General features: G+C 71.4%; 20 protein-coding genes and 1 pseudogene. 6 read left to right on the top strand and 15 right to left on the bottom strand.

Annotated elements, in window-relative coordinates:
- Positions 1 to 31: 31 nt before the first annotated feature.
- Both ACFPZN_RS35885 and ACFPZN_RS35880 read right to left on the bottom strand, forming a co-directional pair.
- The gene (locus ACFPZN_RS35885; protein WP_378286898.1) at positions 32 to 1,222 is read right to left on the bottom strand and encodes an ABC transporter substrate-binding protein; all 1,191 of its coding nucleotides are present in this window, start codon (positions 1,220 to 1,222) and stop codon (positions 32 to 34) included.
- Positions 1,219 to 2,013, bottom strand: coding sequence for an enoyl-CoA hydratase/isomerase family protein (locus tag ACFPZN_RS35880; protein ID WP_378286897.1), 795 nt, complete (start codon positions 2,011 to 2,013; stop codon positions 1,219 to 1,221). The genes ACFPZN_RS35885 and ACFPZN_RS35880 overlap by 4 nt, the downstream gene beginning before the upstream one ends.
- Positions 2,014 to 2,855: 842 nt before the next feature.
- On the opposite strand from ACFPZN_RS35880, the gene ACFPZN_RS35875 reads away from it, so the two are divergent.
- Complete coding sequence (locus ACFPZN_RS35875) at positions 2,856 to 3,686, top strand: FadR/GntR family transcriptional regulator (protein ID WP_378286895.1); 831 nt, start codon at positions 2,856 to 2,858, stop codon at positions 3,684 to 3,686.
- Positions 3,687 to 4,243: 557 nt separating this feature from the next.
- Here the strand turns inward: ACFPZN_RS35875 and ACFPZN_RS35870 are convergent.
- From ACFPZN_RS35870 to ACFPZN_RS35855, 4 genes are all read right to left on the bottom strand, one after another.
- Complete coding sequence (locus tag ACFPZN_RS35870) at positions 4,244 to 4,894, bottom strand: NADPH-dependent FMN reductase (protein ID WP_378286893.1); 651 nt, start codon at positions 4,892 to 4,894, stop codon at positions 4,244 to 4,246.
- A gap of 62 nt (positions 4,895 to 4,956) precedes the next feature.
- Entirely contained in the window at positions 4,957 to 6,027 is a 1,071-nt protein-coding gene (locus tag ACFPZN_RS35865; RefSeq protein WP_378286892.1) for an LLM class flavin-dependent oxidoreductase, read from the bottom strand.
- Between the two features lie 179 nt (positions 6,028 to 6,206).
- Positions 6,207 to 7,265: an ABC transporter substrate-binding protein gene (locus ACFPZN_RS35860; RefSeq protein WP_378286890.1), complete on the bottom strand. Its 1,059-nt coding sequence runs from the start codon at positions 7,263 to 7,265 to the stop codon at positions 6,207 to 6,209.
- 203 nt (positions 7,266 to 7,468) lie between these two features.
- Entirely contained in the window at positions 7,469 to 9,256 is a 1,788-nt protein-coding gene (locus tag ACFPZN_RS35855) for an ABC transporter permease (RefSeq protein ID WP_378286889.1), read from the bottom strand.
- 386 nt (positions 9,257 to 9,642) lie between these two features.
- On the opposite strand from ACFPZN_RS35855, the gene ACFPZN_RS35850 reads away from it, so the two are divergent.
- Together ACFPZN_RS35850 and ACFPZN_RS35845 are read left to right on the top strand one after the other, a co-directional pair.
- On the top strand, positions 9,643 to 10,443 hold the full coding sequence (locus ACFPZN_RS35850) for an alpha/beta fold hydrolase (RefSeq protein ID WP_378286887.1): 801 nt from the start codon (positions 9,643 to 9,645) through the stop codon (positions 10,441 to 10,443).
- 56 nt (positions 10,444 to 10,499) lie between these two features.
- Complete coding sequence (locus ACFPZN_RS35845; protein ID WP_378286886.1) at positions 10,500 to 11,597, top strand: ABC transporter ATP-binding protein; 1,098 nt, start codon at positions 10,500 to 10,502, stop codon at positions 11,595 to 11,597.
- A 22-nt stretch (positions 11,598 to 11,619) separates the two neighbouring features.
- Here ACFPZN_RS35845 and ACFPZN_RS35840 read toward each other — a convergent pair whose 3' ends face one another.
- On the bottom strand, positions 11,620 to 12,363 hold the full coding sequence (locus ACFPZN_RS35840) for a FadR/GntR family transcriptional regulator (RefSeq protein ID WP_378286885.1): 744 nt from the start codon (positions 12,361 to 12,363) through the stop codon (positions 11,620 to 11,622).
- 286 nt (positions 12,364 to 12,649) lie between these two features.
- Here ACFPZN_RS35840 and ACFPZN_RS35835 point away from each other — a divergent pair, with 286 nt between their 5' ends.
- Positions 12,650 to 12,991, top strand: a complete 342-nt coding sequence (locus ACFPZN_RS35835) for a BlaI/MecI/CopY family transcriptional regulator (RefSeq protein ID WP_378286884.1) — start codon at positions 12,650 to 12,652, stop codon at positions 12,989 to 12,991.
- Positions 12,992 to 13,003: 12 nt separating this feature from the next.
- Here the strand turns inward: ACFPZN_RS35835 and efeB are convergent, their stop codons facing one another.
- Together efeB and efeO are read right to left on the bottom strand one after the other, a co-directional pair.
- Complete coding sequence (gene efeB / locus ACFPZN_RS35830) at positions 13,004 to 14,218, bottom strand: iron uptake transporter deferrochelatase/peroxidase subunit (RefSeq protein ID WP_378286883.1); 1,215 nt, start codon at positions 14,216 to 14,218, stop codon at positions 13,004 to 13,006.
- Complete coding sequence (gene efeO, locus ACFPZN_RS35825) at positions 14,215 to 15,345, bottom strand: iron uptake system protein EfeO (protein WP_378286882.1); 1,131 nt, start codon at positions 15,343 to 15,345, stop codon at positions 14,215 to 14,217. The genes efeB and efeO overlap by 4 nt, the downstream gene beginning before the upstream one ends.
- Before the next feature lie 137 nt (positions 15,346 to 15,482).
- Between efeO and efeU the strand changes: the two genes are divergently transcribed.
- Complete coding sequence (gene efeU / locus ACFPZN_RS35820; protein WP_378286881.1) at positions 15,483 to 16,391, top strand: iron uptake transporter permease EfeU; 909 nt, start codon at positions 15,483 to 15,485, stop codon at positions 16,389 to 16,391.
- Positions 16,392 to 16,403: 12 nt separating this feature from the next.
- Here the strand turns inward: efeU and ACFPZN_RS35815 are convergent, their stop codons facing one another.
- The 3 genes from ACFPZN_RS35815 to pgfA form a co-directional block, all read right to left on the bottom strand.
- Positions 16,404 to 17,312, bottom strand: a complete 909-nt coding sequence (locus ACFPZN_RS35815) for a M56 family metallopeptidase (RefSeq protein ID WP_378286880.1) — start codon at positions 17,310 to 17,312, stop codon at positions 16,404 to 16,406.
- A gap of 97 nt (positions 17,313 to 17,409) precedes the next feature.
- The gene (locus ACFPZN_RS35810) at positions 17,410 to 17,751 is read right to left on the bottom strand and encodes a DUF5713 family protein (protein WP_378286879.1); all 342 of its coding nucleotides are present in this window, start codon (positions 17,749 to 17,751) and stop codon (positions 17,410 to 17,412) included.
- 62 nt (positions 17,752 to 17,813) lie between these two features.
- Positions 17,814 to 18,743 (bottom strand): cell envelope lipid trafficking protein PgfA, encoded by a 930-nt coding sequence (gene pgfA, locus ACFPZN_RS35805; protein ID WP_378286878.1) that lies wholly within the window; start codon positions 18,741 to 18,743, stop codon positions 17,814 to 17,816.
- 173 nt (positions 18,744 to 18,916) lie between these two features.
- Between pgfA and ACFPZN_RS35800 the strand changes: the two genes are divergently transcribed.
- Positions 18,917 to 20,146: a beta-ketoacyl-[acyl-carrier-protein] synthase family protein gene (locus ACFPZN_RS35800; RefSeq protein WP_378286877.1), complete on the top strand. Its 1,230-nt coding sequence runs from the start codon at positions 18,917 to 18,919 to the stop codon at positions 20,144 to 20,146.
- Here the strand turns inward: ACFPZN_RS35800 and ACFPZN_RS35795 are convergent.
- The 3 genes and pseudogenes from ACFPZN_RS35795 to ACFPZN_RS35785 all read right to left on the bottom strand — a co-directional run.
- Positions 20,143 to 23,556, bottom strand: coding sequence for a protein kinase domain-containing protein (locus ACFPZN_RS35795; RefSeq protein WP_378286876.1), 3,414 nt, complete (start codon positions 23,554 to 23,556; stop codon positions 20,143 to 20,145). The two genes, ACFPZN_RS35800 and ACFPZN_RS35795, sit on opposite strands and share 4 nt — an antisense overlap.
- Positions 23,557 to 23,626: 70 nt before the next feature.
- A complete protein-coding gene (locus ACFPZN_RS35790) occupies positions 23,627 to 24,403 on the bottom strand; it encodes an ABC transporter ATP-binding protein (protein WP_378286875.1) in 777 nt (258 codons plus the stop codon).
- Positions 24,400 to 25,134, bottom strand: a pseudogene (locus tag ACFPZN_RS35785) (FecCD family ABC transporter permease); the annotation flags it as partial. The pseudogene ACFPZN_RS35785 and the gene ACFPZN_RS35790, both read right to left, overlap by 4 nt.
- Positions 25,135 to 25,357 lie beyond the last annotated feature (223 nt).

Below are 25,357 nucleotides of genomic sequence, written 5' to 3'. Positions count from 1 at the left end.
GGCCGCGCCCCCCTCGCGTGCCCGGGGGCGGTCATCCGAATGCCTTGACCCAGCCGGTCAGCGGCTTGGCCGAGTCGCTGGCCTTGTCCCAGCTGAAGAACCTGACCGTGCTGACGAGCTCGTGGCTCTTGGCGCTCACGGTGAGCGGGCCGGACAGGCCGTCGGTCTGGATCGTTCCCAGGCCCTCCAGGGCGTCGCGGAACTTCTGCGCGGACGGGCAGGACGCGCCGCACGCCTTGAGCGTGCGCTCGATCAGGATGCCCGCGACCCAGCCCTGGGTGAAGTACGGGTTGGTCATGTTGCCGGCCTCCCCCGCTTTGGTCGCGGCCTGCCTCATCGCCTCCACCGCGGGGACGCCCTTCTCGGTGGGGCTGGAGTAGGAGCGGAACGCCGCGTAGGAGTCGCCGAGTTGCTTGAGGGTCGCGTCGGCCGAGCCCGCCCACTGGTTGATCACCGGTGCGGTGACGCCCTGCGCGCGCAGTCCCCGCACCGCCACCAGCGCGCCGGCGTCGTTGTGGCTCAGCAGCACGTAGTCGGGCTTGGCCGCCTTGATCGCCGCGCCCTGCGCGGTCACATCGGTCGGCGCGACCGGCATGTACTGCGTGGTGGCGTGCGTCCAGCCGCGGGACGCGATGTCCTTCTGGGCGAGCTTCACCATGTCCCGGTTCGACGGGGTGTCCACGGAGAAGACCGCCACCCGCGGTTTGGCGACGCCGTCGCCCTGCGCCCGGGTGGCGATGTGGTTGAGGATCGCCGATTCCAGGCGCTCGGCCCGCAGTTCGTAGGAGAAGTAGTAGGGGTTGACCGGCTCGAACAGGCTGCCGGGGCCGCCCAGCCCGACGATCGCGGTCTTGCGGGTCGCCGCGAGCGGCACTCCCGAAATGCTGAGGTTCGGCAGGATGAACCCGAAGACGGCCAGCCGCTTCTCTGAGGTGAACTGCTGGACGTTGACCCGTCCCTTGGCCACGTCGGAGCCGTCGTCGAGCACCTTCAGGTCCACCTTGCGGCCGTTCACGCCGCCCCGGGCGTTCAGGTCGGAGATGTAGGCGCGCAGTCCGGCCGCCGCGGGCTTGCCGTTGAAGGCGATGGCTCCCGACAGGTCCATCGACATGCCGATCCGGTAGGTGGGGCCGCCTTCTCCACCACCACCGCATCCGGCGAGCACCGTCACCAGGGCGGTGCCGGCCACGGCACCGGCCCGGATTCCGCGTGCGCGCCTCACGCCCGGGTCCCCCCGTCGGGCTGCGCGGCGGTGCCGGCGCCCTGGTTCGCACCGAACCCCTTCAGGTGCACCAGCACCTCCTCGTTGAGGAGCGAGTCGTAGGCGTCACTCATGGAGGGCAGGGGCATGACCTCGTTGAAGATGCCCTTGAGCCGGGCGATGGCGGGCTTGGACGCGGCGCTCAGCTCGGTGAGGAGCGTTCCAAGGCGGCGTTGGAGATCCTCGGCGTCGTCGGCCAGCTCCGACAGCAGGCCGTTGTGCCAGGCGTCGCGGGCGCTGAACGGGGCTCCGGTGTACATCCAGCGGCGCAGCACGGCGGGCGGGACACGGTCGCGCAGCAGGCGCGGGAGGTGCCCGTCGACGATGCCGACCCGGGCCTCGGGGATGGCGAAGGTCGAGGACTCCGTCGCGATCCGCATGTCGCACATCAGCGCCAGGGTGAGCCCGCCGCCCATGCACAGGCCGTCGATGACGGCGATCGTGGGCTTGGGCAGCTGGCGCACGGCCTCGAAGGGCAGATGGTCCTCGTAGCCGAGGATCTCGGAGCGGTCCGGGCCGGAGAGCATGGCCCGCATCTCCTTGAGGTCGCCGCCGACGGCGAACGCCCCACCGGCACCGGCGAGCACCAGGGCGTCGACCGCCGGATCGGTCCGCACAGCCCGGGCGACGTCGCGCACGGCGGCGTACATCTCCCGGCTCAGCGCGTTCTTGGCCTTCGGGCGGTCGAGGATCAGCACGCCGGCGCGATCGCGCACCTCGTACCGCACCGTGGGGGGAAGGTCTAGGGACATCTGTTTCTCCTAGATTGTGACGCCCGACACGCGCATCAAATCAATCTTTGAACATATAGTCAACCACCTGCCTCGGCGCCCGGGTCCGCACTCGGCGCGCCGACCACCGGGCGGCCGCGCTCGATCGCCGCCGGGTGGACGTTCTCTCCACCGCACCCGAACATCCGGCCGCTTCGCTCGACGAAGCCGAGCTCGCCCCGGCGCCGACGCCCGAACAGGGTCGCCGGCGGGGAACAAGCTGCCGCGCCGGGCCTTCCGGTGGGGCCGCCAGGTGGACATGATCGTCAGGGGATCGGCACCGCGGCCGGACTCCGGGGCCGCACCCCTCTCCCAGCGGCGTTCCCGGCCGTCCCAGCGGCGGGCTCGTCATCGACGATCGACGACCACGGCTCCGGTGACGCCTTCCGAGATGGCACGATGCTCGCGGGAGCAGAAGACCAGGAAAGGGGTCAGGTCTGCGAGGTATACCGCGGCGGTCTCGGGTGGAAGCTTCCAATTCACCGGAGTCACGGCCATTCCCGCCACGACAGCGGCCGCCATCAGGAGTACCGCGTCCAGCCGGTTCGGGGACGCGGGCCCATCCGGTCGCCCTTCGCTGCACCGAGCCTGCGCATTTCCTCGCCCGGTCCGGCGATCCCGGCTCCGACCTGCGCTTATGTCCGGTCTGCCAGGGCGCCCCGGTTAGGCCGTTGCCGGTTAGACCGTTCCCGTACGGTGCGCCAGAATGCGCAGGGGAACGCCATATGACGGTGTGTGTCGTTCACATCACACCGCCTCCCCCTTCAAATGTGTTATATTTATACAGATAATAACTCGGAGTGAAGAGCCTGATCGGAGACCTCATGCCGGATGCGACTGGGGCGCGGTCCCGTCAAAAGCCATATCCGGACCTGCAATTCGGCCAGCCCGCGGTCGCGGAACTGATCGCCGATTCGATCCGCGACCGGATCATCAACGGCGAGCTCGCCGAGGGCAGCCTGCTCCCCCGCCAGGAGGAGATGCTCCGCGAGTTCAATGTCAGCCGGCCCTCGTACCGGGAGGCGCTGCGCATCCTGGAGGCCGAAGGACTGATCTCGGTGCGGCGCGGCAACCAGGGCGGCGTCGTGGTGCTCGCGCCCTCGCAGCACGCGACCACCTACACCCTCGGCCTCCTCCTGAGATTCCAGCAGGTGACCCTCGGGGATCTGTCGGACGCGATCAACGAGATCGAGCCGCTGTGCGCGGGGGTGGCCGCCACGCGCCCGGACCGGCACGACGACCTGGTCCCCCGGCTGTACGCCCTCGTCGACGCGCAGGAGCGCGCCGTGGGCGAGGCCCACGACTTCACCTCGATCGGCCGCGAGTTCCACGAGACCGTGGTGAGCGGCTGCGGGAACACGACCCTGATCCTCACCGCGGGCGCCCTCGCGCAGCTCTGGTCGACGCAGGAACTCGACTGGGCCGACGTGGTCGCGGCGGCCTCGGAGTACCCGGCCGTCGAGCAGCAGCGCCGCGCCCTGAAGGTGCACCACATGATCGCCACCGCGATCGCCGCCGGCGACCGCCATCAGGCCACCAACCTGAGCCGATCCCACTCGCTGGCTTCGCACCACCATGTCCTCGAAGGCCGGCGCGACCTGCCGATCACCCGTCTGCACAGCTCCCGGAATCCAGGGCTCAGACCAGGGCGCTGACACCGTATCCACCCCGATCCACCCAGCTCCGTCTCGCCGACCGATCCCGTGGCGGGACAGGAGCCGGCGTGACCGTTCCCAGGGTGGACCGCCGACGACGAGGCCCTGGTGGCCGCCGAGCACGCCTGGGGCTCGTCCGGCTCCGCTGGCCGTCCCCCGCGATAGACCACCAGGTGAGCTCGGGCGGGAGGGGACCGGGCCGTGTTGTACTCAGCCTCGCCGAGCAGTCGTCCCGGCCCCTGCGCCGCGATGCCGCCGGGAGACCTCGGCGAGGAACCGACGTTCCGCTCCTCGCTCCGTTCCACGCGCTGAACCGCACCAAGTCCGCGATCACACTGGACCTGAAAGGGCGGCGCTGGAGGCTTGACTCACGCGCGCGGAGGGCTTCAGGCCCGGAACGGATCTCGCGGTGCAGGGACGAGCCGGGCTCCTGGCGGGCGCGAGCGAACCCCTCGGGGCCGCGCCGACGGCCGACCTGGTCGCCGGGGCCGCCTTCGCGGCGCACGACCTGATCCGCGGTGCTCGCCGAAGTCCGGCGATCGGGGAGTCCTCTTCGGCTACACCGCGCCTTGATCTGACCGGCTGCCGCTGGGCTGGGGATCCTCCCGAACAGCCGGACCATCATGCGCGGTCCCGTTCGCCCACGCTCGCTGACGGACGGCGAAGGTGACCACCTCCTCCGCCACGGTGCGCAGCCGGGACGTCACGTCGTCGTCGCTGCAGCCATCGGGTCCGATCCGGACCTGCGCCGAGTTGATCGCGGCCCCGAAGGGAGTCGGCCATGCTCGGAGAGCGTGGACGATCGCCCGCATCGACGTGAGCGTGGTGACGGCCGCCTGCCAGCCGTACGCGGTGGAGACCATGCCGACCGCGCGCCCGCTGAGGTAGGGGCGGGCGTCCGTCCGCATGTCCTCGATGTAGTCGAGCGTGTTCTTCAGGAGACCGGAGACCGATCCGTGGTAGCCAGGCGAGGCGATGACGACTCCATCGGCCAGGCGGAGGGCGGCGACGAGTTCGGTTGCGAGAACCGTCCGATCCGGCCGCTCGGGAGCGTACGGGGGCAGGCTCGCGAGGTCCTCACCGCTGAACTGCCGTGCGGTCGCCCCCAGGCTCTGCGCGTGCTCGAGGACGATCCTGAGGGCCGATTCACTCGATGACTGCGCTCGGAGGGTGCCGCCGAGCCCGACAAGGAAGGGGGTGTCTCGCATTTCATCCCACCGCTCTATTAGGCCGGTATTCGTTCGGCTTCGACCGTTGTCGCCGAATGTGCTTACTTGACGTCCGATCCGATCTTGGGCGCGACCTCGTTGGCGAGGAGTTCCATGCTGTGGTTCCAGGGGGACGGGTCGTCGATGAAGTCGTGGCCGAACACGAGGGTGGTCCCCCAGCCGCCGCTCTTCTCGATGAGGGCCTGAAGCTTTTCCGCGACGGTGTCGGGACTTCCCACGACCATCTTGTGCCGGATGAGTTCGTCCATCGAGGAGTTGCTGTCCCAGACCGGGGCGATGCCGGCTCTGCGTGCCCGGCCCTGCTCGTTGGGAACGAGGTGCTCGCGCCAGGCGTGGCCGATCGGTCCTTCTTTGACGATCCTTTCGGCTTCCGCGTCGGTATCGGCCGCGAACACTTCCATGGCGATGTGATGAATGCCGCGGTCCAAACCGTCCTGACGGCCCGTCTCCCGCGCGCCCGCGAGGTAGTTCTCCCAGTGGTTGGCCACGAGTTCGGGGCTGCCGCCGAACGACAGGGGGATCAGGCCGCGGGATCCGGCGCACTGGATCGACGTCGAGTTCGGGCTCGCCCCGGCCATCGCGATCCGCATGCTGCCGCCGTGGGGACGCAGGTCGCGCAGCTGGTGGGTGTCGTTCTGCGCGGGGAAGGCGGCCGTCCAGTACTGCCCGACGTACTCGAAGGGCTCGCCGGACCAGACCTGTTCCATGATGTCGAGTGACTCGATCGACATCGCGAGGTTGTCCGCCCGGTTCTTGAGACCGTGGAACTGGGCGTCGATGGGGTTCACGCCGGTCGCGACGCCCAGGATGTACCGGCCTTCGGCGATGTGGCTCAGCCACGACGTCTGCGAGGCCAGGCCCGCGGGGTGCTGGTAGGGCAGCAGGTGCGCGCCGGGGGCGAGGGTGATGCGGCTGGTCTCGCGCGCCGCGGCCGCCAGGACCATCTCAGGGTTGGGGATGGCCTCCCACGCGAGCGTGAAGTGCTGGCCGGCCCAGAATTCCGAGAAGCCCGCGTTCTCGGCCGCCACCGCTTGGTCCACCGCCCACGTGAACGTCTCCAGCGGGCTGCGCTCGGGGCGCGTGTACGGGGTCTGGAAGAGTCCGAACTTCACCGGACATCCCTTCTCGTCGCCCGATGACAGACGGGGCTTCATCGGGGTCCATTGCCGTGGACTTACTTTACATTCTTTATAAAGATGACGCAATGATGAGGATGATGGCGGTCGGGGCCGGCGTCGGAGCCATTCCTGGTGCGCCGGGCCCCGCCCGCTTCATCCCTGTGCGCGGCTCATTACTTCCCGAACGTCTGCTTCCAGCGCGCGAGGTATTCCGGGCCCCATTTCGGGTCGAGGACCTGCTTCACGTCCGTCAGAACGACGCGGGATTTGCCGCCGAGCGTCTTCGGGGCGACGTCCTTCAGGGGGCTGTAGCCGTTGCGCGCCGCCGCCAGCTGTCCCTCAGGGGACGCGAAGAAGTCCATGAAGACCTGCGCCGCGTTGGGGTGCTTCGCGGACTTGAGCGCGAAGAACAGGTTCTGGGCCGCCCACGCCGGGTTGGTCACCGCGAACTTGACGGGGGCTCCCTTGTCCTGGAGCCCCACCATGTCGGTGGCCGACACGAAGCTGCCGACGGCGACCTCACCCGCGGCGAGCGCTTCCTGCAGCGCGAACGCGCTCGGGAAGACGGTCGGCTTCTGGGCGGCCAGCTTCTGGAGCCAGTTCTGGTCGAAGTTCTTCTCGATGAAGGCCCAGTTGTCCGCGTGGATCGCCGGTTCCGGCTGCACGACCCCGATCGCCCCGTTGCCGAGTTTCGGGTTGAGCAGGTCCGTGTACGTCTTCACGCCCCCGGGGAGGAGCGTCGCGTTCCACCCCAGGACGATCAGCCCCAGGGGCGCGACCACGATCTTGTTGTTGACGAGGTAACCGCTGGAGGTCCACTCAGGCGCCTTGAGCGAGCCGCCGGTCAGGTCGGCGAACCACCCGGCCTTCTCCTTCTCGTAGACCCAGCTGTAGGCGACCGAGGTGGCGACGTCGGCGCCCTCCGCGCCGGTCTTCTTCTCCGCCTCGAGCGCCGAGTTCAGCTCGGCGATCCCCATCGAGCGGACCTTGACCGAGATGTCGGGGTACTTCTTCTCGAAGGCCTTCTTCAGGGCTTCCTGGGCCGACTGCGGCGCCATCGTGTACCAGGTGACATGGCCCTCCTTGTTCGCCGCCTTGACGACCGCCTGCCACTGGGCGTCGCCGGTGGGCGCGGGACCGCTTCCGCCGTCCCCGCCCCCGCAGCCGGCGGCGAGCAGTGATGCGGCGAGCAGAACGCCCGCCGTGCGCATCCATCGTGTGCGGATCTTCACCCTGACCGTCTCCTCTCGTCGTCTCGGCGTAGTGGTGCCGGTGGCACCCGCGCACGGGGCGACATGTTCGAGCGACCTTCGACGACGGCCGGACAGCCGTGGCCCACCCCGAGCAGAAGTATCAATACTTATGAGGATAGCTATCTTTTAACAGATGGACAATGGCCGGCGGCTTCGCGGCGGTGATCCCGATCCGGCGCGGGTCAGAGCCGGTCGAGGGTGGCTTCGCGACCGCCGACCCAGACCGCGACGACCAGCCCCGCGGCGGTCACCGCCGACATGATCAGGCCCACCGCGGCGACCATCGGGTACGACCCGTGCGTCCATTCGTCGTACAGCAGGGTCCCCAGGACCTGGGTGTTGGTGGAGCGGACGAAGAGCGAGGCCGCGAACTCGTGGGTGAGGATGACGAACATGAGCACGCTGGCGCCCGCCATGGCACCCCGCATCATCGGTACGACGACGGTGAGATGGGCCCGCAGCGTGCTCGCGCCGCTGGCCCGCGCCGCGTCCTCGTACGCGGTGCCGAGGGACATGCGCGCCGTGAGCTGCAGGCGCACGGTGAACGGGAGCACCAGCACGACGTAGGTGATGACGATGAGCAGCCGGCTGCCGTAGAGCTGGAACGGCTGGCCCATGTAGACGTAGAGGAATCCGACCCCGAAGACCACCGCGGGTATGCCGAGGGGGAGCTGCGTGATCACGTCGAGGATCGTCCGGACGGCGGCGTTCCCGCGCCGCCTGTAGATGACCTCGGCCAGGAGGTATCCCAGCGGCAGGGCGATGAGGATGGAACCGACCGACGTCGTGATGCTCGTGACGAGCGCTTCGATGATCGACTCGTCGCTGAGGGCGCGCTCGAAGTTCTTCAGGGTGAACGCGTCCACGTCGATCATTCCGGTCCAGAAGGACGAGAAGGCCACGAGGGCGAGCGCGCCGAACGGCAGTACCAGCGTGAAGAGCCCGTACAGGGCGATCACCGGGGCCGCCAGACGTGACGGCTTGCCCGGCCGCGACGTGCCCTTGGCCCCGGTGCTCACGAACCTGAAGTCCCGCCGCAGCGACACGCGCTGGATGAGGATGAACGCGAGACCGGCGAGGAGCAGCGGGGAGGCGACCGCCGCGGCGAGCGGGAAGTCGGTCGGCGATTCGCCACCGAACCGGTACACCTCGGTCGCGAGCACGCGGATGCCCTCCCTGGTCCCGAGGAACTGGGGAGCGGTCAGCTGCCCCAGCCCCAGCAGCATCGCGAACGCCGCGGAGTAGACGATGGCGGGCCGCAGCAGCGGTACCACGATTCCGAGGAAGCAGCGTGCCGGCGACGCGCCGGCGACCATGGCCGCCTCGACGGCCTCGAAGTTCAGCTGCCGCAGGCTGGACTGCACGAAGAGGAAGATGAGCGGCGTGAGCTGGATGCCGGTGACGACGATGATCCACGGGATGCTGTAGACGTTGAGCGGTCCGCTCGGGAGCCCGACCTCGGGGGCCTGGACGTCGACGAAGGGGAGCTTGCGGAGCGCGATGTTCAGGTACCCCACCTGCGGGGAGAGCAGGGACGCCCATCCCACGACCACCGCGACGGCGGGGAGGACCATCGGCAGGATGGGGATCGCCGACAGCCACGCCCAGCGACGCGGCAGCCGCAGCGCGAACCAGGCGAGCGACACTCCCGCGACGAGTGAGATCACGAGCGAACCCGCGCCCAGCGCGACGGTCGTGAGGACCGTCTTCCCGATGTCCGGGAGCGCGAACGCGTCGCGGTAGGCGCGCCCGCCGTCCTGGAGCGCCAGGTACTGCAGTCGCACCAGCGGGAAGACGACGAGGTAGGAGAGCACGAGCGCCAGCCCGGCGGACAGGCCGTGGCGGCGGATCCATGTCGCGGCGCGTCGTGACCCGGCCGGATCGCCGGGACTCGCGGTGGCCTCGGGTCGTCCGTACGCGCCGACGGTGGCTTTCACGGCCCCGTCCGAGTCGCGCAGATCGGCGTTCACGATCACGTCCTTCGTCAGTCGTGAGATGTCCGCGGGGCCGGCGGCCGAGGATCTTTCGCCACCGGGGCCTGCGCCTCGGTCCGCCCCTGCTCGGGCGTGCGGTCGGTAGGGTCGGCGGCCCACGACGACGGTTCGGCCCCGGAAGACCGAGCCGGTCCGCGTGGTCCGGCTCCGCGTCCTCCCGGGTACGCGTCACCGCGATCTGGCCGGGAGCCCGTTCGCCGCACAGTACTGCAATCTTTATACAGAATCTAGACTCCCCTCCAGCCCGCGATGCCTGGGAGCATCGGTATCGCGGCCGGAGGCGCCATGCCATGGCGCTAACAGTACAAAGTTTGTAGGATCAGCCCTCCTGGCCGTCCGTCGAACGCATCGCGGAGGAACCGTTGGACTCGAAGCTCGAAACGATCTCGCTGTCGGCCCTGAAGACGGTGGTGTGCACGAAGGGTGAGGGGCCCTCCGTGCTGATGATCCAGGGGCTGGGGACCGATCACCGCGCCTGGGATCCGATCGTGGAGCACCTCGCGCCCCACCTCCGGTGCGTCACCTTCGACAACCGCGGTGTCGGCAAGGCCTCCCCGATCGGAGAGTCCACCACCATCGAGGACCTCGCGGACGACGCCGCGGAGCTGATCGAGGCCATCGGCGAGGGCCCCATGCACGTCTGCGGCGTCTCGCTGGGAGGCGGGATCGCGATGAGGGTGGCCTCACGTCACCCGCACCTGGTCAAGAGCCTCGCGCTGCACTCCACGGCGGCCCGGCCCGACCCCCGCCTCCTCGCGATGCTCGACTTCCGCGGGCAGCTCCTCGCGGGCGGCCTCGCGCCGCAGCTGCTGCGCTCCTTCGTCGCGCTCTGGGGGTGGAGCCCGGACAAGATGTCGATGCAGAAACTGCCCGAGGGCGCCGCGGAGATCGACGAGTTGTCGGAGTCCGAGTACGCCTCGCACCTGCGCGTCGCGACCGAGCAGTGGATGTCCGACGAGGAGCTGGCGAAGATCTCATCGCCGACGCTGGTCACGGTGGGGACGGAGGACATCCTCACGACGGCGGCGCATGCCCGCGACCTCTACCGGGGGATCGCCGGCGCGCAGCTGGTCACCGTCGAGGGCGGCGGGCACGCCTACTACGCGGAGGACCCCGCGTTCTTCGCGTCCCTGCAGCTGGGATGGGTGCTGCGCCACTCCTGAGCGGCGTCCGTTCCCATGGGCTGCGGCCGCCTCGAATCGACGGAAAGGAAAGGTTGATGGCATCGGGAATCGCCGTCTCGGGTCTGACGAAGCGCTTCGGGCGCACCACCGTCGTGGACGGTCTCGACCTGGAGGTCGGGGAGGGCGACTTCCTCGTCCTGCTCGGCCCGAGCGGCTGCGGGAAGACGACGACGCTGCGTTGTCTGGCCGGGCTTGAGACCCCTGACGGCGGAACGATCCAACTGCGGGACACGACGGTGTTCGACGGCCGGCGCGGCTGGAACGTCCCCATCCACAAGCGCGACATCGGCATGGTCTTCCAGTCGTACGCGCTGTGGCCGCACATGACCGTCCGCAAGAACATCGCCTACCCCCTCAAGGTCAGGGGCAGGCGCGAGGCGATCGCGGACGGCTGGGTCGAGAACGCCGCGGACATGGTGCACTGCGGCGACCTGCTCGACCGTTACCCGGCCCAGCTGAGCGGTGGGCAGCAGCAGCGGATCGCGCTCGCCCGGGGCCTGGTCGCCCGGCCCGGCCTCGTCCTGCTCGACGAGCCCCTGAGCAATCTCGACGCGAAACTGCGCGATCAGGTCAGGACGGAGATCCGCGAACTGCACCAGGAGCTCGGCTTCACCGCGGTCCTCGTCACGCACGACCAGGACGAGGCGCTCGCGCTGGGCGACCGGATCGCGATCATGCGGGACGGCCGGATCGAGCAGTGCGACACGCCGGAGCGCGTGTACGTCGAACCGGCGAGCGACTACGTCGCCGCCTTCATCGGCATGTCGAACCGCATCGAGTGGGAGCGTGTCGACGGCGGCTGGTCGTCGCCCGCGGGGGCCCGGGTCGGCCCGGACGACCTCGGTGCGCTCACCGGACAGCGCGCGGTCTCACGCGTCCGGCCCGATGACCTCCGGGTCCACCCGCGGCAGCCGGACGATCTCGAGGGGGCCGTCGCTCTGGACGCCGACCTCGTGACGGCCGAATACGGAGGCCGGCACGTCGACGTCACCGTCCGCGCCAAGGAGACCCGTCTGCATGTGCGGGTCGGGACCGGAGACGCCGGAACGTGGATCCGGTCCCTCAAACCCGGCGAACCGCTCGCCGTCAGCGCGCCGTTGGCGAGCCTGCGCACCTACGAGGGCGATCGGTGACGGGGGCGGCCTGAGCGGCGGGTCAGGGCCCGGCGTGGCCGCGGCCCGTGCTCGTGAGGATGATCCGCCGGCGCTCGCCCGTCGCGAGCACGTGCTGCGGGTAGGCGCGCGCGTGTGCGCGCGTCAGGGCCATCGCCTGTGTACGGTTCCCCTTCTCGATGGCGTCGACGATCTGCTCATGGATCGCCAGGACCTCTTCCCGCTGCGCGATGGGCGGGTAGCCGTCGGTCGACGCCGCGACGTCGGCCCACGCCTGCTCCTGCGTCGACCAGAGGGCGGCCAGGGCGCCCACGGAGATCCGGATCGTGTCGTTGCCGCACGCGGCGATCATCGCGTCGTGGAACGCCTTGCAGTGGGCCGTGAACTCCGCGCCGTTCTCGAGGTGCTCGCGCTGCCGATCGAGGTACGGCCGGAGCTTGGCGATCACGGCTTCCACGCGGTCTTCGCGGTCCGCGGCGAGGGCCGCGCAGAGCGGCTCCATCTCCACCAGGGCGTCGGCCAGGTCCTTCAGCGGCGCGTCCTTGAACTGGAGCAGCATGCCGAGGTTGCTCGCGACGGCGCTGCGGTCCGGTGCGCGGACCTGGGCGCCGCCGACGTTGCCGCGGCGGACGACGACCAGTCCCTCGGCCTCGAGGATCCGCAGCGCCTCGCGCATCGGGGGACGGCTGACATTGAACTCGCGCATCAGGTCCTCCTGACGCGGGAGCAGTGAGCCCTCGGGCAGTTCGCCGGTGAGGATCCGGGTGCGCAGGATGTCAGCCACCATCTCGCCGATCGATGGCTGATTCATCTGCCGGGCCACCCCAGAGCTTGGGGCCTTCATCAGTGCTGGACCTTCCCCATTCGCTGGCGACGGCTTCGACGGCGGTTGCGAGGGGCGCCGACGGCAGGGGTGCGCAGACAACCGGACGTGTCCATCAGTATATGTACGGCACTGATGGCGGCACCCCGAAGTCGCCGCGGCGGGAGCCGCGGGAGCTAGAGTTTTCCAGGTGACGTCGAATCCGCCTTCAGAAGCCGGTCCGCCCGCGGCACGCCGGGGAGCGGGGCAGTTGGAGGCGCAGATCCTCACCGTCCTGGCGGAGGCCGAGCAGCCGCTGACCACCGGCGAGGTGCTGGAGCGGCTGGGTGCCGGGGCCGGCCTGTCCTACAGCACGGTCGTCACGACCTTGAACCGGCTCCACAGCAAGGGTGTCGCCTCCCGGCGCCGTCACGGGCGGGCCTTCCGGTACCGGGCGGTGGCGGACGCGGCGGGCCTGACCGCCTTCAGGATGAACCGGCTGCTGAGCAAGGAAGACGATCGTGCCTCGGTCCTGCGGCGGTTCGTCAGCTCGCTGGACCCCGGCGACGAGGAACTCCTGCGCGACCTGCTCCGCCAGGACGACGAGGGCTGAGGACGGCTCTTGTCACCCGAACAAGGTCTCGCCCCAGTACCCGCCCTGGTTCACCCCCGGTGGGCAGGCGTAGATTCCTGAGCCGACGTGTTGGATGTACTCGTTCAGGGCGTCGCCTGCCAGAGACTGCTGGATCGGGATGAACCCCTTGCGCGGGTCGCGTTGGAACGCGATGAAGAACAGACCCGCGTCCAGGCGTCCCAGGCCGTCGGTGCCGTCGGTGAAGGAGTAGCCGCGGCGCAGGATGCGCGCACCGTGGTTGGTGTCAGGGTGGGCCAGCCGGACGTGGGCATCGGGCTTGAGTGCGGCCAGGGCCACCTTGTCGCGTTCCTTGGACCTGCCCGCGGGGGCGCCTTCGCTCTTGTCGCGGCCGATGATGTCCTCCTGTTCCAGCAGCGACGTGCGGTCCCACGTCTCGATGTGCATGCGGATGCGTCTCACGACCATGTAGGAACCGCCGGCCATCCATCCGTCGGCGGCCCACACGTGGTCGTCGAGGAGGCCGGCGTCGGTGCCGGGGATGTTCTCGGTGCCGTCCTTGAAGCCGAAGAGGTTGCGCGGCGTCTGCTCGGCGGGCGTGGTCGAGGAGGTCTTGCCGAAGCCGAGCTGCGACCAGCGCACCGCGACCGTGCCGAAGCCGATGCGGGCCAGGTTGCGGACGGCGTGCACGGCGACCTGCGGGTCGTCGGCGCACGCCTGGACGGCGATGTCGCCGCCGCCGCGCGCGGGGTCGAGCCGGTCGCCCGGGAAGTGCGGCAGGTCGACGAGGGCGGCGGGCCGCTTGTCCCTGATGCCGAAGCGGTCCTTGCCGCTCTTCTCGAACAGGCCGGCCCCGAATCCGATCGTCAAGGTCAGGCGGGACGGCGGCAGGCCGAGGGCCTCGCCGGTGTCGTCCGGCGGGGCCTGCGGGAGGCCGCCGACCGCGCCGTCGCCGACCGGCCGACCCCGGGTCATGGCCGCCGCGGCGACCGTCCACTCCTTGAGCATCCGGACGAGCTCGGCGCGGTCGTCGGTGACCACGTCGAAGGCCGCGAAGTGCAGCCGGTCCTGCACGGGCGTGACGATGCCCGCCTGATGCCGGCCGTGGAACGGGACGGGCGGGACGGGCGGGGTCTGGGAGGGCTCCGCCGTGGCCACCCGGCCCAAGCCCGCTCCTGCGGCGCCCCCGACCAGCAGGCTCGCGCCGGAGAAGCCCAGCATCCGGCGGCGGGACGGGCGTCCGGTCATTTGGTGACGGCCTTGGCGAGCTTGGACAGCGGTTCGGCGAGCGCGTTCACGGCGTCGGCGAGCGTCTTGCGGTCGGCCTTGCCCACGGTGTCGTAAGAGACATAGCCGTCCCCTCTCTGGTGCTTCGTCAGCGCATCCTGGACCTTGGTGAAGTTCTCGTCCAGTTCCTTGGCCAGGTCCGGGTCCTTGTCCCGCACGACCGGCCGCAGCAGCTGGTAGACCTTGAACGCGCCGTCCACGTTGGCCTTGAAGTCGACCAGGTCGGTGTGGCTGAACACCTCTTCCTCACCGGTCACCTTGCCGGTGGCCACCTCGTCGAGGAGTTCCTTGGCGCCGTTGGCCATGGACACCGGCGTGATGGGCGGGTCGAGCCTGGCGGCGTTCACCTTGGCCTTGAGCTCGCCGAGGTCCTTGATGAGCTGGTCGGCGTACTGCTCCTCGCCCTTGGTGGAGCCGGTCTTCCACAGCGCCTTCTCCAGGCGGTGCCATCCGGTCCACTTCTCGCCGGGCTTCAGGTCGGCCTCGCGCAGGTCCACACGGGGGTCCAGGTCGCCGAACGACTCGGCGACGGGCTCGATCCGCTCCCAGCCGATCCGGGACGGCGCGTACAGCCTCTTGGCCTCCGCGACGTTCCCGGCCTTGAACGCCGCCGCGAACTTCCGCGTCGCGGCGATGGTGCTGTCGGTCTGCTCGACGACGTAGGCGCGGTAGTCGGTGACGGCCTTCTCGGCGCGCGGGTCGAGCTTGGGGTCGGCCTGGCCGGTGACGGTGATGTCCTGGCGGATGCCGGCGCCGACCATGCCGGGCTTGCAGGCGATCTGGTACGTGCCTGCGGCCAGTTGCACGGTCAGGGTGACGCTGGTGCCGGGGCCGATGTTCTCCCGTTCGGTGACGATCTTGTCACCGGGGGCGTAGACGTAGACCTCGGTCACCCGGGAGCCCGTGTTGGTCACGTGGAACTCGTTGACCCCGGCCGGGAAGTCCTTCCTGGTGACCTCGCACTCGCTGTCGGAGGCGACGATCTTCGTGGTGTCCGGGTTCCCGCCCCCGGCGTCCCCGCCGCAGGCCGCGAGCAGGGACACCGACACCGCCGCGACGCCGGTGAGGACCGCGGAAGACGGCGACATGCGCATGACTTCGTTCTCCAGGGGTGCGGGCACGAGCGCCGCGTAGGGGGTTGAAAGTTAGTTAATGCTAACCTTAATTTTATTCGCGTGTAGAAGCTAGAGCGCGGCTTCCGGCGCTCACCGCGAAGGACGGTGCGATGCTCGGCAACTATCTGATCGGCCTGCGCGAGGGCTTGGAGGCGGCGCTGGTCGTCAGCATCCTGACCGCCTACCTGGTGAAGACCGGGCGGCGGGACGCGCTGATCCCGGTATGGGCCGGCATCGGGACCGCCGTCGCCGTGAGCGTCGGGTTCGCGCTGCTACTGAACCTGCTGGTCGCCCAGGAGAACCACTTCAAGGTCCAGGAGCTGGCCGGCGGGCTGCTGTCGATCGTGGCGGTCGCCCTGGTGACCTGGATGGTCTTCTGGATGCGCACCGCCGCCCGTTCCATCAAGGCCGAACTGGAGGGCAAGCTGGCCGGTGCCCTGAACGTCGGCCCGGCCGCACTGGCCGTGGTGGCGTTCGTGGCGGTCGGCCGCGAAGGGCTGGAGACGGCCCTGTTCCTGTGGATCAACACGAGCAACTCCAACTCCGGCAGCACGCCCATCATCGGCGCGCTGCTGGGGCTGGCCACCGCGGTGGTGCTCGGGTACCTGCTCTACCGGGGTGGGCTGCGGCTCAACCTCAAGCGCTTCTTCACCTGGACCGGTATCGCGCTGATCGTGGTGGCGGCCGGCGTGCTGGGCTACGGCTTCCACGACCTGCAGGAGGCCGGAGTCCTGCCGGGGCTGGGCGCGCTGGCGCTGCAGCCCGCCGAGTTCTTCGCCGGGTTCGGCAGGGCCGGGCAGTGGACGCAGACGCTGCTGCACGGGGTCTTCAACCTCACCCCCACCGTGACCTGGCTCCAGCTGATCATCTGGATCGCCTACCTGGTCCCGGTCATGGTGCTGTTCCTGCGCCCCCAGGCCGCCGGGACCCCGCGCACCGCACCTGGCCGGCCGGCCCCCGCGCCGGCGCCCGGATCCGCCTCCGGATCCGCCTCCGGGCAGGGTCCCGGGGCGGCGTGACGGCTCGTTCGTTCAGGGCGCCAGATGGTGCGCCAGGACGAGCAACTCGTACAGGTCGTAGAGCGCCTCCCCGGTCCAGACCACGGAGCCGGCCGCCAGGAGCACCGGGACGATGACCGGCCAGGCGCGCCGCCGGCCTGGCGGCGGTGCCAGCAAGGCGGCCACGCGCCGCGGGACGGCCCCGGGGTGGACGGCTCTGGCAAAGGACAGGCGAACCGGCCCGTCGGCCGCCGGACGCCGGTCGGCGGCCAGCGCCGCCGCCGCGATGGCCGTCGCCACCGTCCGCCGGTCTCCGACCGCGCCGGCGGCCCGCTCGTCGGCGGCGCGCTCGATGAGGAACGACACGCGGCGCGCGACCCAGCGCAGCGCCGGATGCACCGCCCCCGCCAGTTCGGCCACCAGCATCAGGCGGGAATGGCCGGCGTCCAGGTGGGCGCGCTCGTGCGCCACGAGCGCGGCGAACTGGTCGTCGTCCAGCGCCTCCCGCATCCCGGTCGTGACGACGATCCGGCCGGGGCGGCCGGGGACGGCGAACGCGTCGATCTCGGTCCGATCGACCAGGACGACCTGCCCGTCACCCGGCGTCCCGGCGAACCGGCGGGCGAACCGCCAACCGCGGCGGTGCTTGCGCCACACCCGCGCCGCCGCGACCGTCCCGCAGGCGAGCAGGGCCGCCGACAGCCACGGAACCCACCGCTGGTGCGCGGTGTCCTGCACGACCGTCTGGTACGACAGGCCGAAACGATGGGCGACGCCGGGCACCTCGGCGGCGGCCTTCACCGTGAACGCGCCCAGATTGACCAGGGTCGCCACGGCCGCCGCCGCGGCCGACCACGCCAGCGCCGTCACCCCGGCCGCCGGCCTGACGCGGTCGGCCGGCACGGAGACGACGACCACCACCAGGGCCGGTGCGACCAGCACTGACCAGACAAAATGATCAAACACGTTCATTTCCCGACTCGCGCGTGGCTGACAGTCTCGCATCGCGCCACGACGCCGCCCCGTCGCGGGGTGCCGGTCACCAGTCGCGGGTGGCGATCAGTTCCTCCGCGTCCGCGTCCGCGAAGCCGTAGGCGGTGGCCACGAACCAGAAGTCTTCGCCGATCAACTCACGCGCCACCGTCTCGAGCTCGCTGCCCGCCGCGTCGAAATCCTCGGCCAGCGCGTTGAACTCCTCCGTCGCGGCCTGCGTCAGGACGTAGAGCGCCGCCAGGTCGGACGGGCGTTCGGCCTCGATCCGCTCGCACAGCCGCAGCAGGATCGCCTTCCCCTTGTCGACGACGTGATCGGGATAGTAGCCGTCCTCGTACATCCCCTTCAGGAAGGCGTGATCGCTGATCTGCTGGTTGGTGAACGGCACCGGTTTCTCTCCTCTGCACGGCTGCGGCCGATACTGCCCTGCGCCGCCGACAGTTCGCGGAGTCAGTGCCTGTGCGGCGTCCGGGTTCTGGCGGTGATCAGGGCCGTGGCGAGGAGGGCCAGGCCCAGGAGCAGGCAGGCGATGGGGGCCAGGGTGGTGAGCGCCAGGAGGCCCCATCGGCCGTTCTTGGCCTGGGCGAGGGCTTTGCGGCGGCCGTCCTCGGTCATGCGCAGGTCCATGTCGGCGACCACCAGGCGGCCGGGGCCCTGCTTCGCGACCAGGGTGGAGTGCACCTTCTGGCGGACGTTCACCGGCGCCCCGGTGCGCGGGTCGATCCAGTAGGTCGCCTCGCCCTGGTGGTGGCGCTGCACCGGGGTCGGGGCGTTGCCCTTCATGCCCAGCATGGACGCGGGCACCGCGGGGACCTCGCCCGGGGCGATCGTGTCGGGGACGCGCTGGACGAACCTGTACGTCCGCAGCCCGCCCACGCGTTCCTCGCCCTGGTAGGTGACCGGCCAGGCCCGCTGGGTGGGGATGTCGAAGAGCATGTAGGTCTTCTTCTCCACGTTCATCGGCCAGAACTTGCCGATGCCCGACATCGGCACGCCGGTGTGCCCGTCGATGGACGCGTCGCAGCAGTTGACGAGCTGAGCGCTGCTCCGGTCGAAGGCGATCCGGTCGCGGGCGTAGCTCAGGGTCGTGTCGTTGGCGAGGTCCTGCGTCGCGGTGAAGGACTCCCACACCGCGATCCGGCCGTGGCCGGCCGCGGGGTCGCCGCGCACGGTGGTGGTCGAGGTCACGGTGGCCCCGGTACGGACCTTCGCCGTCGAGGCGTCGAGGTAGGTCGCGTTCTCGGCGCGCATGGTGGTGACCGCGTAGACGTTCGCCGGTGCCCGCGTCATCCGCGGCGCCACGTAGAAGTGGAGCAGGGCGCCGGTGATCAGCAGGAACGCCGCCGCGCCGGTCAGGACCGGGCCGATGGTCCGCCGCATGTGCCGCCTCCTCGTGCTTTGGAACTGGGCGGCCAAGGCTCTCCCAGGCTTTGGACCGTTTGCTTGTCACGGTCGGACAGTCGGGAGCGGGCCACTTGTTGCGCCCGGGCTAAGCGGAGCGCCGCTCCCGGGCCGTAGCCTGCTCGGCCGTACGCCGTTGGAAGGGGCACCCCGTGTCGACAGCCCAGCGCGTTTCCCACCCCGTCGTGGTGACGGGGATGGGCGTCAAGAGCCCCGCGGGGAACACCGTCGCGGACGCCTACGAGACGGTGTTGTCGGGCAAGCCGCAGGCCGTCCACCTGCCCGAGCTCCTGGACTCGGGACTGTCCGTCGCGATCGGATGCCCGGTTCCCGAGCTGGGCGCCGATCGCTACTTCTCCAAGGCCGAGCGGCGGCGTCTCGACCGAGCCTCACAGCTCGGGATCGCCGCGGCGGTCGACGCCGTCACCGACGCCGGTCCGGATTTCGCCGGCGACGCGGCCCGTTCGGGCGTCTACGTCGGCAGCGGCGGTCTGAGCCTGGCCACCGCCGTGCTGCTCGCCGGAGAGCGGCCGCCCGTCTACACCATTCCGATGATCATGCCGAGCGCCACGGCGGCGCACATCTCCATCAGGTACGGCCTGCGCGGCCCCGCGCTGACGTTCGCGGCGGCGTGCGCGAGCGGCGCGGTGGCGATCGGCGAGGCGGTACGGGCGATCCGCGCGGGTCACCTCGACCGGGCGGTCGCGGGCGGGGTGGACGCGCTGCTGACGCCGTTCTTCGTGCACGCCTTCGACCGGCTAGGGGCCCTGTCGCGGCGCACCGCCACGCCGGCGGAGGCCAGCCGCCCTTTCGACGCGGAGCGCGACGGCTTCGTCATGGGCGAGGGCGCGGCGTTCCTCACCCTGGAACGCGCGGACGTCGCCGAACGGCGCGGGGCGCGGGTCCACGGCGAGATCACCGGATACGCGCTGACCTCGGACGCGGCGGACATCGTGAGCCCGCGTCCTGACGGGGCCCTGGTGGCCAGGGCGATGACGGACGCGCTGGCCGACGCGGGGCTCGGCCCCGCCGACATCGGGCACGTCAACGCGCACGGCAGCGCGGCACCGGCCGGGGACCGCGCCGAGGCGGCGGCCCTGCGGGCGGTGTTCGACGGCGCGGGGCCGCCCATCACCGCGCTCAAGGGCGTCACGGGGTACCTGCTCGGCGCGGGCGGGGCCTTCGAGGCGGTGATGGCTCTGCTGAGCGCGCGGGACGGGCTCGCGCCTCCCGTCGCCAACTTCACCGGCGGCGCCGACGCCGAGGGGCTGGACATCGTCGCCGGCGCACCGAGGGCGCTGCCCGTGGCGCCGGCGCTGTCCTGCTCCATCGGATTCGGGGGCCACAACGCCGCCCTGGTGCTGAGCCCGCGGCTCGGCTAGCCGCCCGGTTCCCAGTCGAACTCCCAGAGCCGTACCGTGCCGTCGGCGCTTCCGGACACCACGTGGCGGCCGTCCGGCGTCAGCGCGAGGTCGTTGATCTCCTTGCGGTGCCCGTGCAGGACGGTCCCGCGCCCGTTCCGCAGGTTCCAGACCCGCAGCATGGCGTCCGTGCCGCCGATCACCGCGAAGCGGCCGTCGGCGGTGAGCCGGCCCGACCGCGGTTTCCACGCGCCGCCGTGCAGCAGTTCGCCGCTGCCGGCGTCCCAGATCCGGGTCGGCCGGTCGTCGTCCCAGCCGGTCGCCATGACCAGGCGTTCGTCGGCGCTCAGGCACACCGAGCCGGGACGGCCGGTGAACCGCCCCAGGTGGCGGGTCGGGCGGCCGGTGGCCAGGTCCCACAGCCGGACGGTGCCGTCGCGTCCGGCCGTCGCCGCCGTCCAGCCGCTCGCGGCGGCCGACACCGCCGCGACCGGGCCGGCGTGCCCGTCCAGGACCTGCAGGAGCCCGCCGGTGTCCAGGTTCCACCAGCGGATCAGATCGTCGTCGCCGCCGCCGGCCAGCAGCCGCCGCCCGTCCGGGGTGAACGACGCGGCGGTGACGCCCGCCCCGCGCGACCGCACCGGCACGACCGCGCTCCCGGCCAGCCGCTCCCCGGTCGCGACCGACCAGGCGTGGAATCTCCCGTCCCAGGTCAGCGCCAGGACGCGGGCGTCGGGGGTCAGCCGGACCGCGACCACGCCGAGCTCGTACACCCGGGTCGCCCCGGCGGTCGCCTCGATCACCCGCGTGCAGCGGCCCGCGCGCAGGTCCCAGAGCCGGACCGTGCCGTCGTCGCCGCCGGACGCGGCGAGCCCGGCGCCGGGGTCGACGTCCACCGACCGGACGGCCGTGCGGTGCCCGCCGAGCGCCGTCACCAGGTGGCCGTCGCGCAGGCCCGTGCGGCCGAGGTGGCGGCCGAGCTCGTGCCAGGCGTCCACCAGGCGCGGCTCCCGCTCATACCCGGGGATCGCCCGCGCCCGCGTGAGCAGGCCGAGGGAGTCGGTGTACCTGCTCTCTTCCAGTGCCCGCTCGGCCTCCTCGGCCAGGGCGCGCATCTGGACGGCCTGCCGGTTCATCTCCTCGGTCCGGCGCGGGACGGCCACCTGGTACGGGGCGGTGTACGGCGGCCCCATCTCCCAGGAACGCACCGTGTCGTCGGCGCCGACCGACATCCCGCCGTTGCCGTCCGCGCGGATCAGCACCCCCGTGACCGGGAGGGTGTGCCCGTGGACGCCGTGGGCCCGGCCGAACGTGCGGACGCATCGCCCGGTGTCCAGGTCCCACAGCCGCACGGTCTGGTCCCGGCCGCCCGACATCAGGAACCGGCCGTCCGGGCTCAGCGACAGCGCCCCGATCTCGTCGGTGTGCCCGGTCAGGGTGCGCAGGCGGCGTCCCTCGCGCAGGTCCCAGATGGCGATCGTGTCGCCCTGGGCGACGACGGCGGTGCGCCCGCCGGCGCCGAGCCGTGCGGCGGTGACGTTCAGGCCGAACGGGCTCCGCCGTTCGACGCGTCCCGTGTCGAGGTCCACCAGCTCGGCCGCGCCGCCGGGCCAGGTCACCAGCAGCACCCGGCGGCCGTCGGCGCTCACCTCGACCTGCCGCCTGAGGCCGTCGCCGGGCGGCTGGAGCGTCAGCCGCGGCCGCCCGCTCTCGCGGTCCCAGACGAACAGGTGCCCTTCCTCCGACACCGCGAGCACGTCGCGGGCTCCTCGGGCGAGCCTGACCGCGTGGATCCACGGGGTGGCCTCCAGGCCCGGCGGCGTGTGGGTCTGCAGGAGGGTGCCGTCGGTGAGGTCCCACACGTGCACCTGGTCGTCGGCGGCGCCGGAGACCGCCAGGCGGCCGTCCGCGGAGACGTCGACGGAACGCACGGGACCGGCGTGCCCTTTCAGCGTCTGCAGGGATCTCCAGGTCTCGCGGTCCCACAACTTGACGACGCCGTCGGCGTCCCCGTACAGCAGGCGGCGTCCCCCGTGCAGGATTCGCAGGGCGGCCGGCGCGGGCGGTTCCGGGGGACGCCAGTTCCGCGGCGCCTGGCGCGGAGGGACGCTCCACGGGGCCGCCTGGCCTGCGCCGGGAGGCTTCGTCGTCACGCCGCGCGGCGGCAGGGCGTTCAGGACCGCCCGCACCTCCGGTTCGCCGGGCCGGTCCTCGTCGAGGGTCTCCAGGAGATAGCGGCCTTGGACGAGGTTCCCGCGCTCCAGCTCCACCAGGGCCAGCAGGTAGAGGGACTGCCACGGGCCTCCGTCGTGCGGACGGAAGTCGAGGAGCTCGTCGACCACCTCCCCGTCGGTGAGGGCACCGGTCCTCCAGCGCCGCAGGGCCCGGTTGTAGCCGGCCTGCAGGTGGCGCGGGTCGGTCGCCAGCGCCGCCGCGAACATCTCCTCGGCCTCGTCCGGGCGGCCGAGGTCCAGCAGGGACAGTGCTTGGTTGTTCAGCTCGTCGGCGCGCGGCTCGGCCACGACCGGCTCCGGGCGCGGGTAGGCGCGGCCCGTCACACGGCGGTGGACGGCGACCAGCTCGGCGGTGACCTCGGCCATGGTGCGCGGACGCGCCCCGGGGTCCTCGCGCAGGCACCGGGCGAGGAGTTCGGCGAGCTCGGGCGGCACGGCGGGCAGTCCCGTCCCCGCCTCCGGGCCCGCGGCCACGTGCGCCGTCAGGGCCTCGCCGGCGGCGGGCCCGACCATCCACGTCCGTCCCCCGGCCAGCATCTCCAGCACCGAGACCGCCAAGCCGTAGACGTCGCTGCGCCGTCCCAGGCTCTTGCCCGCGAACTGCTCGGGCGAGGCGTAGGGCGGCGAGTGCCCGCCCCACGGGACGAGCATGGTCCCGTCCCCGGAAACCTCGCCGGGGCCGCCGCCGGCCTCGGTGCCGTGGACGCCCGCCAGCCCGAAATCGGTGACCTTGGCCGTCCCCTCGGCGTCGAGCAGGACGTTGGCGGGTTTGACGTCACCGTGGACCAGGCCGCGGCCGTGCGCGTGCTCCAGGCCCCACGCCATCTGGACGGCCACGTCCAGGATCCGTTCGAGCGCCCGCGCCGGGCCGCCCTCGTACAGCCCGCGGTCCTCGATCCACTCGTGCAGGCCCCCGCCCGGCACGTACTCGGCGAACACGCACGGGACGCCGTCCAGCGTGCGGACGTAATGGCACGCGCACACGTGGGGGTGCAGGCCCAGCGACGCCCACGCCTCCGCCTCGGCGACGAAGCGCGCCCGGTCCCGGTCCGCGGTGAGCAGTTCCGGCCGGGGCCTCTTCACCGCGAGGTCGATGCCCCAGGTCAGGTGCCGGACCCGGTACACCAGTCCCATGGCGCCGTGCTCGTGGACGCGGGTCACCTCGTACCGCCCGTCGATCACGTCGCCGACCCGCACCCGTCCCCCGCAAGTAGACACTCATGTCTGCATGACCGACCCAATCACAGTCGCCCCCCGGCCGCGAACCTCAGATCGTGGGCACGACCATCGGGGTGCCGTTCACCGGGTCGGGGACGACGACGCACGGCAGGTCGAACACCGCGTGCAGCAGGTCCGCGTCCACGATGTCGGCGGGCTTGCCCTCGGCGGCGATCCGGCCGTCCTTCATCGCGACGAGGTGGTCGGCGAACCGGCACGCCTGGTTGATGTCGTGCAGGACGGCGATGACCGTGCGCCCCTCGTCGCGCAGCCGGGCCAGCAGCGCGAGCAGCTGGTACTGGTGCGTGATGTCGAGGAAGGTGGTGGGCTCGTCGAGGAGCAGGTAGGGCGTCTGCTGGGCGAGCACCATCGCGACCCACGCGCGCTGCCGCTGCCCGCCCGACAGGTTCTCCACGCGCCGCTCCGCCAGCTCCGTGACGCCCGCCGCGCCCATCGCGGCGGCGACGGCCCGCTCGTCGCCCGGCGACCAGGTCGACAGCACCGACTGGTGCGGGTAGCGGCCGCGCGCCACCAGCTGCCTGACCAGCATGTTCTCCGGTGCCACCGCCCCCTGCGGCAGGAACCCGATCTTCCGGGCGATGGCCTTGGGACGGTGGTCGCGGACGTCGCGCCCGTCGAAGGCCACCCGTCCCTCCGTCGGCGCGAGCAGCCGGACGAAGGCGCGCAGCAGCGTCGACTTCCCGCACGCGTTGGCCCCGACGACGGCGGTGAACGCGCCGTCGGGGACGTCCAGGGTGAGCCGCGTCGACACCACCCGCTCGCCGTAGGAGAGGGTGAGGTCACGGGCGGTCAGGCGGTCCGTCACGGTCGCCGCACCTCCTTGATGAGCAGCCAGATGAGGTAGGAGCCGCCGAGCGCCGACGTCACGACGCCGACGGGCAGCGCGACGGGTGCCAGGACGGTCTGCGCGGCGAGGTCGGCCGCCAGCAGCAGCACCGCGCCGGTGACCGCGGCGGGCACCAGCGGGACGCCCGCCGCCCCGGCGATGCGGCGGCCGATCTGCGGCGCGGCCAGCGCCAGGAACACGATCGGGCCGGTCGCCGACGTCACGGTCGCGGTGCAGCCGACGCCCGCCAGGACGATCAGCAGCCGGTGCCGTCCGAGGCCCACGCCAGTCGTGGCGGCGACCTCGTCGCCGAGCGCGGCCTGGTGCATCGCGCCGGCATTGGCGGCGATGATCAGCGTGAACGCGCCGACGAGCAGGAACGGCAGCCGCAGCTCGCTCCAGTCGACGCCGTTGAGCGAGCCCGCGCTCCAGCTCGTCGCGGCGATCGCGATGTCGAGCTCGGCGCGCAGGACGATCCAGGAGTTCACGGCGGTGAGCATCGCGCTTACGGCGATGCCGACGACGACGAGCCGCAGCCCGCTGATCCCGGACCGGTACGCGAGCGCGTAGACGGCCAGCGCCGCGAGCACGCCGCCCGCGAGGGACCCGGCGGCGAGCCCGCCCGCGGTGCCGCCGAGCAGCGTGATCGCGGCGAGCACGCCCGTGTAGGCGCCCTGGTCGAGACCCAGGACGTCGGGGCTGCCGAGGGGGTTGCGAACTGTTCGCCTGTGAGGTCGGTTGAGTGAACATGGGGGTGATCAAGTGATCCGACTTGACGGCTTGTGTTGGTCCCTGTACTTTCTGTAGCGTGATCTGGGACGCCGGGTTCGATGTCGGCGTGCGGGGCCCCCTTTCCACCGGAGTGATGGTCTGGGGCCTCCCCGTCGCCTCTGGTCGAGCCCACTTGGCCAGGTCGCGTAGGGAACCGGCCTC

Origin of the sequence: Actinomadura rugatobispora, assembly GCF_042656285.1 — a bacterium.
Lineage (GTDB): Bacteria > Actinomycetota > Actinomycetes > Streptosporangiales > Streptosporangiaceae > Spirillospora > Spirillospora rugatobispora.
The sequence above is the reverse complement of the archived record's forward strand: the minus strand, read 5'-3'. Positions and strand labels throughout refer to the sequence as shown.

Excerpts from the sequence above, each read along its gene's own strand:
- ACFPZN_RS35880 (WP_378286897.1), bottom strand. The coding sequence starts at position 2,013 with ATGTCCCTAGACCTTCCCCCCACGGTGCGGTACGAGGTGCGCGATCGC.
- ACFPZN_RS35875 (WP_378286895.1), top strand. The coding sequence starts at position 2,856 with ATGCCGGATGCGACTGGGGCGCGGTCCCGTCAAAAGCCATATCCGGAC.
- ACFPZN_RS35870 (WP_378286893.1), bottom strand. The coding sequence starts at position 4,894 with ATGCGAGACACCCCCTTCCTTGTCGGGCTCGGCGGCACCCTCCGAGCG.
- ACFPZN_RS35845 (WP_378286886.1), top strand. The coding sequence starts at position 10,500 with ATGGCATCGGGAATCGCCGTCTCGGGTCTGACGAAGCGCTTCGGGCGC.
- ACFPZN_RS35840 (WP_378286885.1), bottom strand. The coding sequence starts at position 12,363 with ATGGTGGCTGACATCCTGCGCACCCGGATCCTCACCGGCGAACTGCCC.
- efeB (WP_378286883.1), bottom strand. The coding sequence starts at position 14,218 with ATGACCGGACGCCCGTCCCGCCGCCGGATGCTGGGCTTCTCCGGCGCG.
- efeO (WP_378286882.1), bottom strand. The coding sequence starts at position 15,345 with ATGTCGCCGTCTTCCGCGGTCCTCACCGGCGTCGCGGCGGTGTCGGTG.
- efeU (WP_378286881.1), top strand. The coding sequence starts at position 15,483 with ATGCTCGGCAACTATCTGATCGGCCTGCGCGAGGGCTTGGAGGCGGCG.
- pgfA (WP_378286878.1), bottom strand. The coding sequence starts at position 18,743 with ATGCGGCGGACCATCGGCCCGGTCCTGACCGGCGCGGCGGCGTTCCTG.